This is a genomic window from Thalassospira sp. (genome assembly GCF_048059015.1).
Taxonomy (GTDB): Bacteria; Pseudomonadota; Alphaproteobacteria; order Rhodospirillales; family Thalassospiraceae; genus Thalassospira.
The window spans coordinates 86,512-102,013 of record NZ_JBLLNT010000005.1 but is presented as its reverse complement, the minus strand read 5'-3'; the positions used below and the strand labels follow the sequence as shown (position 1 = coordinate 102,013).

The following is a 15,502-nucleotide window of genomic DNA, read 5'->3' as shown; positions in this document are numbered from 1 at the left end:
ATTTCACCTCTGACAAACAGGACGGATGCAACCTTGAACAACGCTTGCCAGACGCAAAAGGACGACGACCTTCGTCCAGCTACAATTGCGGAATCCCTTGATCCGATGCGTTCGCTGACCGGCAAAACCGCGATGCGGTGGTTGCCGCGTGGGCAGTCGGCCCTGTGGGTAATTGGTGCCTTCATCGTTGCTGCAATGGTTGCTGCCCCGATCATTGCGGTTGCCTATATTGCGTTCTTCCCGACGGAAAACATCTGGCCACATTTGGCATCGACCATGTTGCCGCGCTATTTGTCCAATACCGGCATCTTGATGCTGGGCGTTGGCATTGGCGTGACCTTGATCGGTGTTTCGTCGGCATGGGTTGTTACCATGTGTCAGATGCCCGGCAAGCGGTTCTTTGAATGGGCGATGCTTCTGCCGATGGCGGTGCCTGCCTATATCGTTGCTTATGTCTATACCGACCTTCTGGAATTTGCCGGCCCCATACAACGTCTGCTGCGCGATATGTTTGGCTGGAAATCTGCCGCTGATTATTGGTTCCCCGATATCCGGACTAAGGGCGGTGCGATCATGGTCCTGAGCGTGACGCTTTATCCCTATGTTTATATGCTGGCGCGCGCGGCCTTCCTGTCGCAATCCATCTGCGCGATTGAAGCGGCCCGTATTTTGGGACGGAGTGCCTGGAGCTCCTTTGCAACGGTAGCTTTGCCATTGGCGCGCCCGGCGATTGTTGTCGGTGTTGTCATTGCGTTGATGGAAACGCTGAATGACTTTGGCACGATTGATTTCTTTGCGGTGCATACCTTAACAGCAGGCATCTTTAATGTCTGGCTTGGCATGGGCAATGCCGGTGGGGCGGCACAGATTGCGCTGACCATGTTGGCCGTCGTCATCGCATTGATGGTGATCGAACGTTATTCGCGCCGTCGTCAGCGTTTTCATGACACGACCAACCGTTTTCAGGAACTACCGGGTTACGAACTTGGCCCGCTTGCCAAAGCAGGTGCGTTGGCCATTTGTGTTCTGCCGATCCTGCTTGGTTTTGTCATTCCGTCGATGGTGCTGATCTATTATTCGGTGGGCTATTTCGATCAAAGCTGGACCGAGGACTTCTTTGAATTTGCCGGTAACAGCCTTCTGGTATCCGGTCTTGCGACGCTGGTTGCCGTGGGTTGCGCGATCTTCCTTGCTTATGCGCTACGTCTGTTCCCACAGCCGTTACTGAAATTCTTTGTGCGCCTGTCATCAGTTGGCTATGCGGTGCCGGGTGCTGTTTTGGCGATTGGTGTTCTGATCCCGTTTGCGCGCTTTGATAATGCGCTTGATGCCATGATGCGCGACGTGTTTGGTATTTCGACCGGCTTGTTGCTGAGCGGGACGGTTTTTGCGTTGGTCTTTGCCTATGCCGTGCGGTTTATGGCGGTATCATATGGTTCTATCGAAGCTGCCCTGGGTAAGGTTCGACCCAGCATGGATGACGCGGCGCGCACCTTGGGCGAAAGCCCGTGGGGAACGCTCAAGCGTATTCATTTCCCGATGGTACGCGGTGGTATTCTTGCGGCATCGGTTCTGGTTTTTGTCGATGGGATGAAAGAACTTCCCGCGACTTTGATCCTGCGCCCGTTTAACTTTGATACGCTGGCAATTCATGTCTATCAGTTCGCCAAAGATGAGATGATCGAACATGCTGCCCTTGGCGCATTGACGATCGTCGTTGTCGGTGTTGTGCCGGTCATTATGCTGAGCCGCGCGATTTCCAAATCCCGCCCGGGTCACGGCGAGAAATCCTGATCATCTTCCATTATCAAAACGTCAGAAAAGCAGACCGACAATGCAAACCATCAAACCGGGACTGACCAAGCTTTCTGATGCGTTGGATATTGCGTTTTCCGAAGTTGCAGTAAGCAACCGTATTGAAACGCGACCACTGACGGAATGCTATGGGGCGGTTCTGCGCGAAGATGTGATTGCCACGGTTTCGGTACCATCGGTCGATAATTCGGCGATGGATGGCTATGCAATGCGCTTGGCGGATCTGCAGGCTGCGGCAGGTTCAATTTCCGTTGCCGGAGTTTCCTTAGCAGGCCATCCGTTCGTGGGAGATGTGCCAAGCGGGCAGGCGGTTCGTATTGCAACTGGTGCTGCAATTCCTGATGGGGCGGATTGTGTGATCATTCAGGAAAATGTCACGGCCAATGATGACGAAACCATCATTGAAATTGGTGAGGATGTGGTCGGGCGCACACGTCTTCATCAAAACATCCGCTGGGCGGGTGAAGACATCAAGTCTGGTGACGTCGTCCTGACCGCCGGATCGGTCCTGCGTCCGCAAGATATAGCGATTGCTGCGGGGCAGGGGCGCGGGACTCTGACGGTCGCCAAACCGCTTTCTGTTGCAGTTTTTTCGACCGGGGATGAGTTGGCCAAGCCGGGTGATCCGTTACCCGCAGGCGGGATCTACGATTCAAACCGGTTTGCCATGATCGGTATGCTCAAAGACTATGGCTGCGAGGTCACCGATCTTGGTCTTCTGGCCGATGACTTTGATGTTCTGTCCAATGCGCTTGGCAAGGCTTCGAAAACCCATGATGTGATCATGACATCTGGTGGGGTTTCGGTCGGTAAGGCTGATCTTCTAAAGCCGGTTGTCGATAAGCTGGGCGAGATCACCGCGTGGAAACTTGCGATCAAACCGGGAAAGCCCCTGATGCGTGGGCGGATTGGCGATTGCCTCGTCATTGGCTTGCCTGGCAATCCGGTATCAGTCCTGGTTTCTGGCTTGCTATTTGTCATGCCTTTGCTCCGTCATGCGATGGGGGCAAAGCCATCACAAACCGCACCGGTTCGCATGCCGGTAAAGGCCGGTTTTGAGTTCAGCCGTATGGCCGGGCGCCGCGAATGGTTGCGCGCGCGTCTTGTCCGAAATGACGATGGTGTATTTGAGGCCGTGGCGTTTTCATCAACCAGTTCGGGTATGCTGTCTTCGATGGTTTGGGCTGAAGGTCTGATCGAGATTGCCGAGGATTGTACGCAAGTCAGAAAGGGCGATGACGTGATGTATTTGCCCCTGCGCGGTTTGCAGTAATCTGATCACGAACTGATCCAAATCATTGCGCTGGAATGCTGTTTGCAGGATTCTTGTATTGTTTCCAATGTGTGCGAGTGATGACAATGACGGTATCGGTTACGTTCTGTGGTGCTGCCGGTGGAGTGACCGGTTCCTGTTATTTGCTGCAAACAGATCACGGCAATATCCTTGTCGATTGCGGGATGTTTCAGGGCAGTAAAACCGTTCGCGAGCTTAACTATGGCCCGTTTCCGTTCGACGTCAGCAGCATCGCGGCTGTTCTTCTGACCCACGCACATATCGATCATTCGGGGCTTATGCCCAAACTGGTCAAGGTCGGGTTTGCGGGGCCGATCTATGCGACTGAACCAACCTGTGACCTTTTGACCTATATGTTGCCAGATTCCGGCTATATTCAGGAAAGTGAGGTCGAGCGTCTTAACCGTCGCAATGCACGGCGCGGTCGTCCCGAAGTCACACCGATCTATACCCGCGAGGATGCGGAAAATACGCTTTCGCTTCTAAAGGTGCTTGATTACCACGATTGGCATCAAGTTGTGCCGGGGCTGCGTGCGCGGTTCTGGGATGCAGGGCATCTGTTGGGATCTGCTTCGATCGAGCTGGAAATCAGTGAAGGCGACGATGGCAAGCCAACCCGATTGCTGTTCTCAGGTGATATCGGTACGGGTGAGGCCGTGTTTAACGAAGCACCGGAAGCTCCATCAGATATCGACTATCTGTTCGTTGAAACGACCTATGGGGATCGCACTCGCCCAGAAATCAGTGATGATGAACGGCGCGCAATGCTGGGTAACGAAGTACGCGACGCGCTAAGGGCCGGTGGTAACCTTGTCATTCCAAGCTTTGCCGTTGCGCGCACACAGGAATTGCTCGTCGATCTGGCGTATCTGTTTAACAAGGGTGATCTGCCGCAGGCCAATGTGTTTGTCGATAGTCCCCTTGCACAGCGCGCCACAGATGTTTTTGCAAAGCATCTTAAACGAAGTGATGCTCATGCATTGGCCCATCCGAAGTTTCACATGGTTCCCGATGTCGAGGCCAGCAAACAACTGGCCCAGGTCACAAGTGGGGCGATCATCATATCGGCAAGCGGCATGTGTGATGCAGGTCGCATTCGCTATCATTTGAAAAACAATCTCTGGCGGTCGAACTGCACGGTTCTTCTGGTCGGGTTCCAGGCCGCAGGATCGTTCGGGCGCGTGCTTCAGGGCGGGGCAAAGCGCGTTCGTATTCACGGCGAAGAGATCGAAGTTCGTGCACGCATTCGGACGTTGGATGTGTATTCCGGCCATGCCGATCAGGATATGCTCTTGCGCTGGACCAAGGATAGACTACCTGTGTCGCGACGCATCTTCCTGACCCATGGTGAGGAGGGGGCACGTGCAGCATTCGCGCAGGTGCTTATGGCACATGGCATTGCAGAAACAATGATTTCGCAGCCGATGCTCGACGATACGGTAATGCTGCAAAAAGGATCGAAGAAAACCGCTATACCCGAACCGCGACTTTCCGGCGAAGAATTGTCGCGGGATGACTGGCACAATCTATATGCCGGAACGGTTACAGCACTTTCCGAAAAACTGCGGTCACTCAAAACAGCCGATGAAAGGCGCGAGATGCTCGAAAAAGTCTTGCGCGATATCGGGTCAGTGTGAGAGCAATTAGCCGGGAAAAAGATAAATTGGCGGAATCCTTCATATAAGGATTTCCTTGCCAAAGAGGGATAACCTGTCACCCTGTTGTAGGGTTGAACAGGACAATGGGACCACTACGCAGACGGGCGGAATCATGTCAATCGTTGGGAACTCCGGTTATCGGGTTCTTATTTACAGCCACGATACATTTGGGCTCGGCCATCTGCGCCGTTGCCGCACCATTGCGCATGCGCTTGTTTCGCGCCGAGACGATGTATCTGTGCTTATTCTTTCCGGCTCGCCGATTATTGGTAGCTTTGAATTTCGTTCGCGAGTCGATTTCGTTCGCATTCCGGGCGTGATCAAACTGTCGAACGGTGAATATACGTCGCTTAATCTCAACATCGATGTTGATCAGATTTTGGCGATGCGTGAATTGATCATTCAGCACACCGCCGATGTGTTTAATCCCGATATCTTTATCGTGGATAAAGAACCGCTTGGTCTGCGTGGTGAAGTCGAATCAACGCTTAAGATGCTGCGCCATCGTCGTACCCGTTTGGTGATGGGTCTTCGTGATGTGATGGATGATCCGGCCAATCTGCGCGAAGAATGGGATCGCAAACAATGCGTCCCGGCATTGGCTGAGCTGTATGACGAAATCTGGGTCTATGGCCTTCAGGAAATCTGTAATCCGCTTGCTGGTATCGATTTGCCGCCCGGTGTTGAGAACAAGATGGCCTATACCGGCTATCTGCCGCGAACCGCGACCCGTCGCCCGACACCGGAGCATGGCGCACTTGGTCTTGAAGAACCCTATTACCTTGTGACCACCGGCGGTGGTGGTGATGGGGTTGGCTTGGTTGATTGGGTCATCAGTGCCTATGAAACCGATCCGACGATTGCGGTGCCGTCGCTTATTGTTTTGGGGCCATTCATGGCACCGTCTGAGCAGAAATCGTTCATGGAACGGGCTGACAAGATCGATAAACTGTCGGTCATTACCTTTGATGCCAATGTCGAAATGCTGATGGACCGATCCGCCGGCGTTATTGCGATGGGGGGCTACAACACGTTCTGTGAAATTCTGTCATTCGATAAACCTGCCGTGATTGTTCCGCGCACCGTTCCGCGTCTTGAGCAATATGTACGTGCGTCTGCTGCCGAAAAGCTTGGTCTGGTCAAAATGCTGACCGAAGATGGCGGACGTGATCCGCGTGAAATGGCCAATGCCCTTCACGGCTTGATTGATCAACCAAAACCATCCCACGTTACAGTCCCGAACCTTATGGGCGGGCTTGATCGGGTTGGGGATCTGGTTGATCAGTGGCTTCCGCCGCAAATGGCTGCCGAATAAGAACCATCGGGAACAGAATTGATGACACGCGACAGTCTTGCAATCGTGGTGAAAGGGTATCCGCGATTGTCGGAAACCTTTATTGCGCAGGAACTTCTGGGCATTCAGCAGGCCGGTATTCCATATCGCATCGTGTCGCTGCGCCATCCGACGGACAAAAAACGCCATCCGATCAATGAACGGATCACGGGTGCCGTCGATTACCTACCGGAATATGCATATCAGGAACCACTGCGCGTTATCCGCGGGTGGCTAAAAGCACGCAAGTTCCGGGGCTATCGCCGTGCATTGAATATCTGGTGGCAGGATTATCGTCGCGACCGCACGTCAAACCGAGCCCGTCGTTTTGCACAGGCCATGGTGATGGCAGCAGAACTTCCTGATGATGTTACGCGCATCTATGCCCATTTCCTGCACACACCGGCGTCCGTTGCGCGCTATTGCGCGATTATTCGCGGTTTACAGTGGTCCTGTTCGGCCCATGCCAAGGATATCTACACCAGCGAAGACTGGGATATGCGCGAAAAGCTGCGCGATATGGATTGGCTGGTGACCTGTACCAAAGCCAATGTCGATTACCTGCGCGAACTTGCCGAAGATCCGACCAAGGTAAACCTTCTGTATCACGGTCTGGATTTTTCGCGCTTTCCAGAAGAGCTTCCTGACCGTCCGATGCGGGATGGTTCAGATGCAGCAAACCCGGTGACGATCCTGTCGGTTGGTCGTTTGGTCGGTAAAAAGGGCTATGACGATCTTTTGCGTGCCTTTGCCAAGTTGCCAGCGAACCTTCATTGGAAGTTCGTCCATATCGGCGGCGGAAATGGCGACAAGTATAAGCAACTGGCTTCCGAACTTGGAATTGCAGATCGCTGTGATTGGCAGGGACCGCGCGATCAGAAAGAAGTGATTGCCGCCTGTCAGTCATCTGACCTGTTCGTCCTCGCCAGCCGAATTGAAAAAGACGGTGACCGTGATGGTCTTCCAAACGTTTTGATGGAAGCGCAGCTTTGCGGACTGGCGGCAGTCTCAACCGCAATCTCAGCCATTCCTGAGCTGATCGAAGATGGCGTGAATGGCAAGCTTGTCCCTGAACGTGACCCTGATGCACTCGCCAAGGCACTTGAAGTCGTGATCACTGATCCGGCTGCCCGCGATCAAATGGGACGCAAGGGGAATGAAATCGTTCGTCGTGATTTCTCGTTCTATAGCGGTATGAAAGACCTGGCCAAACGCTTTGGCGTCGCAGAGCCGAGCGATGCGGATGACAGCACTATCCAACAGCCCGCCGCAGAGTAGGAGGCACGCATTTGCAGGTTGCCTTCCATGCCCCGCTAAAGCCCCATGATCACCCTGTACCATCCGGTGATCGACTGATCGCACAGATGCTGTGTGAGGCGCTTGGCGTTGCAGGGATGGAGGTTGATATTGCATCGCGCCTTCGCAGTCGTGTTGCTGATGGCAATATCCTCAAACAAGTGCGCTTGGCTGAACTTGGCACCAAACTGGCCGGTCGCTATTTGCGCCAAGTGCAATCAGGATCCCGCACGCGTCCGGATGTCTGGTTTACCTATCATCTCTATTACAAGGCACCTGACCTGATTGGTCCGATCGTCTCTGCGGCTCTTGATATTCCCTATGTTGTGGCCGAGGCGTCCTTTGCCCCCAAACGTGCAAATGGGCCATGGGCCCAAAACCATCAGGCGGTGAAGACCGCGCTAGAGCATGCAGACGCCGTTTTTTCCCTTAACCGCAGTGACATGGAATGCCTGCGTGATGTCTGTGAGCCGGATGTTCTTCATTTCCTGCCGCCCTTTACGCGGGTTGAAAACTGGGCCGTCGAAAGCCGACCAAAAATAGATCCAGCCAATGTCAAACTGGTCACAACGGCAATGATGCGTGATGGCGACAAGTTTCGGTCGTATCAGCTTCTGGCAAAGTGCCTTGGCAAGTTGATTGGCGAAGGTGTCGATAACTGGCATCTGACCGTGATTGGTGATGGGCCCGCACGATTGCAGGTGGAAGCTTTGTTTGATGAAGCAGGCGTTGGTGCAGGTCATGTGACTTTCGCTGGTCTTTGTGTGCCCGATGAAACACGCAACATCCTTGCGGCATCTGACTTGTTCGTTTGGCCTGCCATCAACGAGGCGTTTGGTATGGCGCTGCTTGAAGCACAGGCATCCGGCTTGCCGGTTCTGGCAGGGGACGTTGGCGGTGTTTCCGGAATTGTCTCGCACGGGGTGACGGGCTGGCTTGTGCCTGTTGACGACATGGATGCGTTTACCCGGTGCCTTAAGAATTGCGTCACGACAGATGTTGATGTTTTACGCAAATACGGTGTTGCCGGGGCATCAAAGGCACTCCAGCATCATGCAATGGCGTCAGCAGCCGACATGTTGGGTGGCACACTGCGTAAGCTTGTTGCTCAGAACAGATCCGGGCAGGGGGCGTGATCATGTCCGTACAATTTGCTTTGCTGCGCCATGGCGTTACGGAATGGAACGCCGAAAAACGTATTCAGGGCCGATCTGACATTGGTCTTAGGGCTGATACGGTTGCGACGTATCAAACGCGCCGCCTTCCAACAGAATGGAATGACGTCCGCTGGTCTTGCACCCCACTTTCAAGAACGCGTCAGACGGCTGATGCCTTGGCGATTTCACCGGTCACACCTGAACCTGCCTGGATCGAAATGGATTGGGGAACATGGGAAAGCAAAAAGCTTCCTGACTTGCGCTGTGAGCTTGGTGACGCCATGCAACAAAATGAAGATCGCGGGTGGGATTTCAGGCCTGATGGTGGTGAAAGCCCGCGTGACGTGCTAGCGCGCGTATCACACTATCTGGCTGACACCAGTCAGTCCAAGTTTGGTGTTGTAACCCATAAGGGGGTTATTCGCGCAGTATATGCCGCTGCACGTGGTTGGGACATGATGGGTAAGATGCCTGATCGACTGGATTGGGAATGCGTGCATGTCTTTGACTGGTCCAGGGAAAATGGATTTTCGATCATTGGGTTGAATGTTCCGCTTGTCCCGGCACAGGAGGAACGCTGATGACCGATGTCATGGTCTATGTTCAGCATCTCTTGGGGATTGGGCATGTCCGGCGCATGGCGTTGATTAACCGGGCGATGCAAAGCCGTGGATTATCTGTCACGGTTGCCAGTGGCGGTATTCCGGATGACGGTTTGGATTTCGCTGCGGATGAAGTCGCGCAGCTCTCACCCTGTAAGACGGCGGACACCAGCTTTTCTGAATTGGTCGATGCCGATGGCACGCCGCTTGGCGATGAATGGAAAGAAGCGCGCAAGCAAGAGCTTTTGCGTGCATTCGAGCAAGCCAGTCCCAAACTTCTGATGATTGAAATGTTCCCGTTTGGAAGACGCGCTTTCAGGTTTGAGCTGATCCCGCTTTTCGAAGCCGCCCGCGCGTCAGGTGTTCCGATTGTTTGTTCCGTACGCGATCTTCTGGTGCGCAAAAAGGACATCAAGAAAACCCAATGGATGCGCGATATTGCGCGCAAGTATCTCGATGCGGTTTTGGTGCATGGTGATCCGAACCTGTTTGATTTTGGCCACAGTTTTGAATGTGCGAACGATATCGCCGATTTGATCATTCACACAGGTTACGTCGCGCCAGATGCGCCGTTGGATGTCATTGGTGAACGGTCAGGGGTTTTGGTGTCGGCGGGCGGTGGTGCCGTCGGGGCAGAGTTGATTGATCTTGCGATTGCTGCCCGACCGTTTTCAAAACAGTATTCAGATGCACCTTGGAACATTGTCGCTGGGCCGCATTTTCCGGACGATAAGTTTGCAAGGCTTGCGAAAAACCTGCCAGATGGAATTGTTTTGCATCGCTTCTTGTCTGATTTCCGTGAACGGATGGCCGGGGCTTCGGTATCGGTTTCGCAGGCTGGTTATAATACGCTGATGGATGTGCTTGCGACGCGTACACCAGCCGTGATGGTTCCCTTTGCCGAACGCGGCGAAAGCGAGCAAACAGAGCGCGCAGAAATTCTTTCAAAAGAAGGGGTTATTTCCCTGCTTGATCTTGATGGCCTGTCTGCGCAATCATTAGCAAAACAGATAGATAGTGCCACCCAGCCGCGCGACATGAATGTCGATCTGGATGGTGCAACAAAAACTGCGTTAATTATCGCAGATATGATTAAGGGACGGGCATGAGCAGTTGGGATCATTTGCGCACAGAGCTTGATCTGTGGCAGTCCGAAGGACGGATTGCCACGGCATGGTGGCGCGATGATGATGCCGTGACCGTGACGCCGGCCCTTGAAACCCTTTTGGGGTTTGAACAGGACTATAAAGTCCCGTTGGCCTTGGCCGTGATCCCCGCTGATCTTCAGGATGATTTGCCAGAACGTCTGGCTGAAACACTTGATACCCGCGTTTTGCAGCATGGCTGGTCACATCAAAACCATATGCCCGAGGGCCGCAAAAAGCAGGAACTTGATGATGTTCGCGATCTGAGTGCGGTGGTCACTGATTTGCGACATGGTTTGGCATTGATGAGTTCGCGGTTTGGCAACCGCTTCTTGCCCGTCGTCGTGCCGCCGTGGAACCGGGTGGCAGATGATGTTGTTGCATCGCTGCATTCATTGGGCTTTGTCGGTATCAGCACCTATAATGCCCGTGCTGCGGCCCATCCATATGCGGGCCTTTTGCAGGTCAATACGCATGTTGATGTGATCGACTGGCGCGGCACACGCGGTTTCGTTGGCGAGGACGCGGCCCTTGGCGCGATGGTGAGCCACCTGGCTGCGCGCAGAACAGGGCAGGTTGATCCAGACGAGCCTACCGGCATCCTGACGCATCATCTTGTGCATGATGCGGACACGACGAAGTTTCTCGATAATCTGTTTTCTATGGACCATTCAGCTTTGAACTGGTTACGAATACCCGGAGTATTTCCATGGCAATAAGCCCTCAAGAACAACCGGATAACGAACAACCAGTTGGGTCCGAAGCACGTGATCCGGTCAAGCCGGCAGGCGTTGGCGACAGCGATGTTCAGATGATGGCCTATCCGGCCCATTTGATGGCGCCGGATTTGGCAAAATCTGTTGTCGGTTTGCTGATTTGCGGTGTGATTGCCTTTATTCCGGATATGTTGGAAATCATTCAGTGGACCGCAGCCGGGCTGGCACTGCTTTTCATCTTCTATTTCGCGCGCACCCTGATCCGGTTCCAGTCAAAAATCTTTGTTTCTGAATATGGTATCCGGCTTTCAACCATCCGCGGTGGTACTGCATTCGCCTGGCCGGAACTTTCCAAATTCCGTTTGCGTTACTTTAGTACCAAGCGTGATGGCAACAAGGGTTGGTTTGAGCTCAGCCTGCAGGCCGGGGATGCGAAAATTGTCGCAGAATCTACACTGGATGGGTTCGACGATCTGCTTGATATTTCTCGCGATTGGGCGAAAGATAACCAAATCCTTGTGGACGATGTCACAAGAACAAACCTGATGCGGATGGATGAAGCAGAGACGCTGGTTCAGGCCGCTGCATCCGAACGCACACAAGGTGGTGCCAAGCGAACATGACCGATATTCTGCGCATCAAGGATCTGAAAGTTGAGTTTGTCTTGCCGCATATGCGGGTCAAGGCAGTCGAGAATGTAAGCTTTCGCATTGGTGCGCAGGAAACTGTCGCTCTGGTCGGGGAATCCGGGTCGGGCAAAAGCACGATCTCGCAGGCCATTATGGGGCTTCTGCCCAAGGCGGCCGAGATCACCAATGGCTCGATCATTTTTGCTGATCCCAAAAAGCCCGGAACGCGGGTTGATATTGCACTTCTGAACCGATCCGGTCCGGAAATTCGTTCGATCCGCGGTGGGCGCATTTCCATGATCTTTCAGGAACCGATGAGTTCCCTATCACCGTTGCACACCATCGGTGATCAGATTTGCGAGGCAGTCCGCCTTCATCGCAAAGTCGGCAATGCCGAAGCGCGCGAGCTTGCGGTCGAGATGTTGACCCTGATTGGCTTCCCGCAGCCCAAAAGGTCGCTTAGAACTTATCCATTCGAACTTTCCGGTGGTCTTCGCCAACGCGCGATGATCGCCATGGCCCTTGTGTGTCGTCCGGCATTGCTGATCGCCGATGAGCCGACAACCGCCCTTGATGTGACCATTCAGGCGCAAATATTGCGTCTTATCAAGGAAGTGCAGGGTGAACTGCAGATGTCGGTTCTGCTGATTACCCATGATTTGGGTGTAGTGGCCAACATGGCGGATCGCATGGTGGTGGTCTATGACGGACGTGTGGTTGAGTCTGGCAAGACCGATGATGTGTTCATCAATCCGGGCCATGCCTATACCAGATCGCTTTTGGCGGCTGTGCCGCATTTCGATATGGGGCCGGACGAACGCCTTCGTCCGCTTCGCGAAATCAAACCCAAGACCGGAAGCCTGTTTGCCGAAATGGCTGAAGGCGAAGGGCCGCGCGAACCGATCGAAGTTCCGCCTTCATTGGCACTTCACCCGACCATGGCAAGTGAACCCGTTTTGGCGGTTCGTCATCTCAGCAAAAGCTTTAGCAGCCGCAAGGGCAACTGGCTTAAATCCGAAGAACGCCTGATCCCGGCAGTATCTGATGTGTCGCTGACGGTGAACCGGGGCGAGTGCGTTGGTCTGGTCGGTGAAAGTGGTTGTGGCAAGACAACGCTTTCAAAGCTGATCATGCGGGCGATGAACCCGGACGAAGGGTCGATCTTGTTCCGTGGCGAAAGTGGTCAGATGACAGAACTGACCGGGTTGGATGAAGATCAGCTCAACCCGTATCGCAAACGCATTCAGTTTGTGTTCCAGGATCCGTTTGGCTCGTTAAACCCGCGGATGACGGTCCAGGACATCATCACCGAGCCGCTTCTGATCCATGGGGTCGGGGACGCGGAATATCGTAAGAAGATGGTGCTGGAACTGATGGATCTGGTCGGGCTTGATCCGCGTTTTCTGAACCGCTATCCGCACAGTTTTTCCGGTGGTCAGCGCCAGCGTATTGGCATCGCCCGCGCGCTAAGCCTGAAACCTGATCTTTTGATCTTTGATGAACCAACATCTGCACTTGATGTGTCGGTTCAGGCGCAAATACTTAACCTTTTGAAGGATTTGCAGCGCGATCTTAATTTAACCTATCTGTTTATATCTCACAATCTGGCCGTGGTAGATTACATTGCGGATCGGATTGCGGTGATGTGTGCCGGGCGCATAATTAAATCCGCTCCGCGCGAACAGCTGTTTAGAAATCCGGTTCATCCATATACGCAAGCACTGCTCAATGCAGTTCCGTTTGCCGATCTGGATCACCTGTTGGACTTTGACAAGATCGTCGATGGCAAGGCATCAGATCCGTCGCGCTGGCCCGCACCCTTCACGATCAACGGACCAAACGCACCCAAGATGATGCAATTTGCCGAGGATCATTTTGTCCGTGCCGAACGTGCCGATTTTAAGGAGATCGCGATATGATCGCTCATTCTCGCAATTCGAACTTCTCGGTTCGTCGTGTGTTTACCCGAATGGTCATGACAGCGGGATTTCTTGGTGCGACCCTGATGTCCACTGCTGCTTGGGCAGAAGTTCCATATTTCGAAGACGCGGTTGCCAAGGGCACCATGCCTGCGATGCTTGACCGTCTTCCGGAACATCCCAAGGTGATCGATTTCGGCGCAGAGGATAAAACGGTTGGCAAATATGGGGGCGAATTCGTCACCATCATGGGCCGGTCCAAAGATATCCGTATGGCGATCGTCTATGGGTATACCCGTTTGGTCGGATATGATCAGGATTTGAACCTTCAGCCCGATATCCTTGAGGCACTTGATGTCAACGAAGCCGGTAACGTGTTTACCCTGCATATCCGCAAGGGCCATAAATGGTCGGATGGCGAACCATTCACGGCTGAGGATTTCCGCTATTTCTGGGAAGACATCGTCAATAATGACGAACTGTTCCCGGTCGGCCCGCCGCGTTTCCTGTTTGTCGGCGACGAAACGGCAACCTTTGAGATTATTGACGAATATACGGTGCGTTACAGCTGGTCACAGCCAAACCCGTTCTTCCTGACCGAACTTTCGGCAACGCGTCCGCCGTTCATTTATCGCCCGGCGCATTACCTGAAACAGTTCCACGAAAACTACCGTGACGCGGCGGAACTTGATGCCATTGTTCATGAACGCGGTCTTCGCAGTTGGGCGGTTTTGCATACGGACATGGATCGTCCCTATAAGCTGTCAAACATTGACCGCCCATCGCTAGAACCCTGGCTGATCCGGACCGAAGAGCCGTCTGATCGCTTTGTGTTTGAACGCAACCCGTATTTCCATCGTGTCGATCCGGAAGGCAATCAGCTGCCCTATATCGACAAGATGATTTTCAATATTTCGAACTCGAAACTGGTTCCGGCCAAGGTTGGCGCGGGAGAAGTTGATCTGCAAAGCCGTATCTTGTCGCTCAAGGACTACACCTTCCTGAAGCAGTCCGAAGCCAACAAGAACTATCAGGTCCGACTTTGGGACGTTGGGGCAGGTGCCTATGCCGCCCTTTATCCGAACCTGACATGCAGTGATCCGGTTTGGCGTGGTGTGATCCGTGATGTCCGGTTCCGCCGTGCATTGTCGCTGGCAATCAACCGGACAGAAATCAACCGCGTTCTGTTCTTTGGTCTGGCAAAGCCGACCAACAATACGGTTCTGCCAAAAAGCCCGCTTTATAAGGCTGAGTACCGCGAAAACTATGTCGAATTCGACGTCAAAAAGGCCAATGCGTTGCTTGACGACATGGGACTTGGTGATCGTAACGACGAAGGCATTCGTTTGTTGCCCGATGGCCGTCCGATGGAAATCATCGTCGAGACCACCGGTGAAAACCCGGAACATGACGACATGCTGGAACTGATCGGCGATAGCTGGAAACAGGTCGGCATCAAGATGTTTGTCAAAGGTTTGCAGCGTGAAGTTCTGCGCAACCGTGCCTATAGTGGTGAAACCATCATGTCGATCTTTAACGGCATTGATAATGGCCTTGCGACCGCAAACTCGGTCCCGTCAGAATTCGTCCCGGTTCAGCAGGACAATCTGCAATGGCCGAAATGGGGCCAGTATTATCAAACCGATGGCGAAGCGGGTGAAGCACCGGATATGCCTGCCGCCAAGGAATTGATGGATCTGTATCAGAAATGGCAGACCAGCAATGAAAAGGGCCGCAAGGAAGCATGGCAGGCCATTCTTGATATCAACTCGGAAAACATGTTCTCGATCGGTTTGATCGGGAATGTCCCGCAGCCTGTGGTGGTCGATAAAGACCTTCGAAATGTGCCGGAAAAAGGCATCCACAGCTGGGAGCCGGGCGCGTTCTTCGGGATTTATCGTCCCGATACGTTCTGGTGGGACAGATAAGAGCTTAATT

Annotated in this window: 12 protein-coding genes; all 12 read left to right on the top strand. The window is 53.5% G+C overall.

The genetic code is table 11. From position 1 onward, the window contains the following. Positions 1 to 33: 33 nt before the first annotated feature. Complete coding sequence (locus tag ACMZ66_RS08600; protein ID WP_416936386.1) at positions 34 to 1,794, top strand: ABC transporter permease; 1,761 nt, start codon at positions 34 to 36, stop codon at positions 1,792 to 1,794. Between the two features lie 40 nt (positions 1,795 to 1,834). Continuing rightward, positions 1,835 to 3,088 carry a gephyrin-like molybdotransferase Glp gene (gene glp / locus ACMZ66_RS08595; protein WP_416936384.1) on the top strand — a complete coding sequence of 418 codons (1,254 nt, stop codon included), beginning with the start codon at positions 1,835 to 1,837 and terminating at the stop codon, positions 3,086 to 3,088. An 86-nt stretch (positions 3,089 to 3,174) separates the two neighbouring features. Beyond that, positions 3,175 to 4,746, top strand: coding sequence for an MBL fold metallo-hydrolase (locus ACMZ66_RS08590; RefSeq protein WP_416936382.1), 1,572 nt, complete (start codon positions 3,175 to 3,177; stop codon positions 4,744 to 4,746). Between the two features lie 133 nt (positions 4,747 to 4,879). Then, the gene (locus ACMZ66_RS08585; RefSeq protein WP_416936380.1) at positions 4,880 to 6,082 is read left to right on the top strand and encodes a glycosyltransferase family protein; all 1,203 of its coding nucleotides are present in this window, start codon (positions 4,880 to 4,882) and stop codon (positions 6,080 to 6,082) included. A 21-nt stretch (positions 6,083 to 6,103) separates the two neighbouring features. Beyond that, positions 6,104 to 7,378, top strand: a complete 1,275-nt coding sequence (locus ACMZ66_RS08580; protein ID WP_416936378.1) for a glycosyltransferase family 4 protein — start codon at positions 6,104 to 6,106, stop codon at positions 7,376 to 7,378. An 11-nt stretch (positions 7,379 to 7,389) separates the two neighbouring features. After that, on the top strand, positions 7,390 to 8,532 hold the full coding sequence (locus ACMZ66_RS08575) for a glycosyltransferase family 4 protein (RefSeq protein ID WP_416936376.1): 1,143 nt from the start codon (positions 7,390 to 7,392) through the stop codon (positions 8,530 to 8,532). A 2-nt stretch (positions 8,533 to 8,534) separates the two neighbouring features. After that, positions 8,535 to 9,134 carry a histidine phosphatase family protein gene (locus ACMZ66_RS08570; RefSeq protein ID WP_416936374.1) on the top strand — a complete coding sequence of 200 codons (600 nt, stop codon included), beginning with the start codon at positions 8,535 to 8,537 and terminating at the stop codon, positions 9,132 to 9,134. After that, a complete protein-coding gene (locus tag ACMZ66_RS08565; protein ID WP_416936372.1) occupies positions 9,134 to 10,264 on the top strand; it encodes a glycosyltransferase family protein in 1,131 nt (376 codons plus the stop codon). The genes ACMZ66_RS08570 and ACMZ66_RS08565 overlap by 1 nt, the downstream gene beginning before the upstream one ends. Then, complete coding sequence (locus ACMZ66_RS08560) at positions 10,261 to 11,019, top strand: polysaccharide deacetylase family protein (RefSeq protein WP_416936370.1); 759 nt, start codon at positions 10,261 to 10,263, stop codon at positions 11,017 to 11,019. The genes ACMZ66_RS08565 and ACMZ66_RS08560 overlap by 4 nt, the downstream gene beginning before the upstream one ends. Further along, positions 11,010 to 11,639 carry a hypothetical protein gene (locus ACMZ66_RS08555; protein WP_416936368.1) on the top strand — a complete coding sequence of 210 codons (630 nt, stop codon included), beginning with the start codon at positions 11,010 to 11,012 and terminating at the stop codon, positions 11,637 to 11,639. Before ACMZ66_RS08560 ends, ACMZ66_RS08555 begins: the two co-directional genes overlap by 10 nt. Next, positions 11,636 to 13,564 (top strand): ABC transporter ATP-binding protein, encoded by a 1,929-nt coding sequence (locus ACMZ66_RS08550; RefSeq protein ID WP_416936366.1) that lies wholly within the window; start codon positions 11,636 to 11,638, stop codon positions 13,562 to 13,564. The genes ACMZ66_RS08555 and ACMZ66_RS08550 overlap by 4 nt, the downstream gene beginning before the upstream one ends. Beyond that, positions 13,561 to 15,492, top strand: coding sequence for an ABC transporter substrate-binding protein (locus tag ACMZ66_RS08545; protein WP_416936364.1), 1,932 nt, complete (start codon positions 13,561 to 13,563; stop codon positions 15,490 to 15,492). Before ACMZ66_RS08550 ends, ACMZ66_RS08545 begins: the two co-directional genes overlap by 4 nt. The last annotated feature ends 10 nt before the right edge of the window (positions 15,493 to 15,502 follow it).

What these genes read in the sequence shown, in the direction of transcription:
- glp (WP_416936384.1), top strand. Translation starts at nt 1,835, where the DNA reads ATGCAAACCATCAAACCGGGACTGACCAAGCTTTCTGATGCGTTGGAT.
- ACMZ66_RS08590 (WP_416936382.1), top strand. Translation starts at nt 3,175, where the DNA reads ATGACGGTATCGGTTACGTTCTGTGGTGCTGCCGGTGGAGTGACCGGT.
- ACMZ66_RS08585 (WP_416936380.1), top strand. Translation starts at nt 4,880, where the DNA reads ATGTCAATCGTTGGGAACTCCGGTTATCGGGTTCTTATTTACAGCCAC.
- ACMZ66_RS08580 (WP_416936378.1), top strand. Translation starts at nt 6,104, where the DNA reads ATGACACGCGACAGTCTTGCAATCGTGGTGAAAGGGTATCCGCGATTG.
- ACMZ66_RS08570 (WP_416936374.1), top strand. Translation starts at nt 8,535, where the DNA reads ATGTCCGTACAATTTGCTTTGCTGCGCCATGGCGTTACGGAATGGAAC.
- ACMZ66_RS08565 (WP_416936372.1), top strand. Translation starts at nt 9,134, where the DNA reads ATGACCGATGTCATGGTCTATGTTCAGCATCTCTTGGGGATTGGGCAT.
- ACMZ66_RS08560 (WP_416936370.1), top strand. Translation starts at nt 10,261, where the DNA reads ATGAGCAGTTGGGATCATTTGCGCACAGAGCTTGATCTGTGGCAGTCC.
- ACMZ66_RS08555 (WP_416936368.1), top strand. Translation starts at nt 11,010, where the DNA reads ATGGCAATAAGCCCTCAAGAACAACCGGATAACGAACAACCAGTTGGG.
- ACMZ66_RS08550 (WP_416936366.1), top strand. Translation starts at nt 11,636, where the DNA reads ATGACCGATATTCTGCGCATCAAGGATCTGAAAGTTGAGTTTGTCTTG.
- ACMZ66_RS08545 (WP_416936364.1), top strand. Translation starts at nt 13,561, where the DNA reads ATGATCGCTCATTCTCGCAATTCGAACTTCTCGGTTCGTCGTGTGTTT.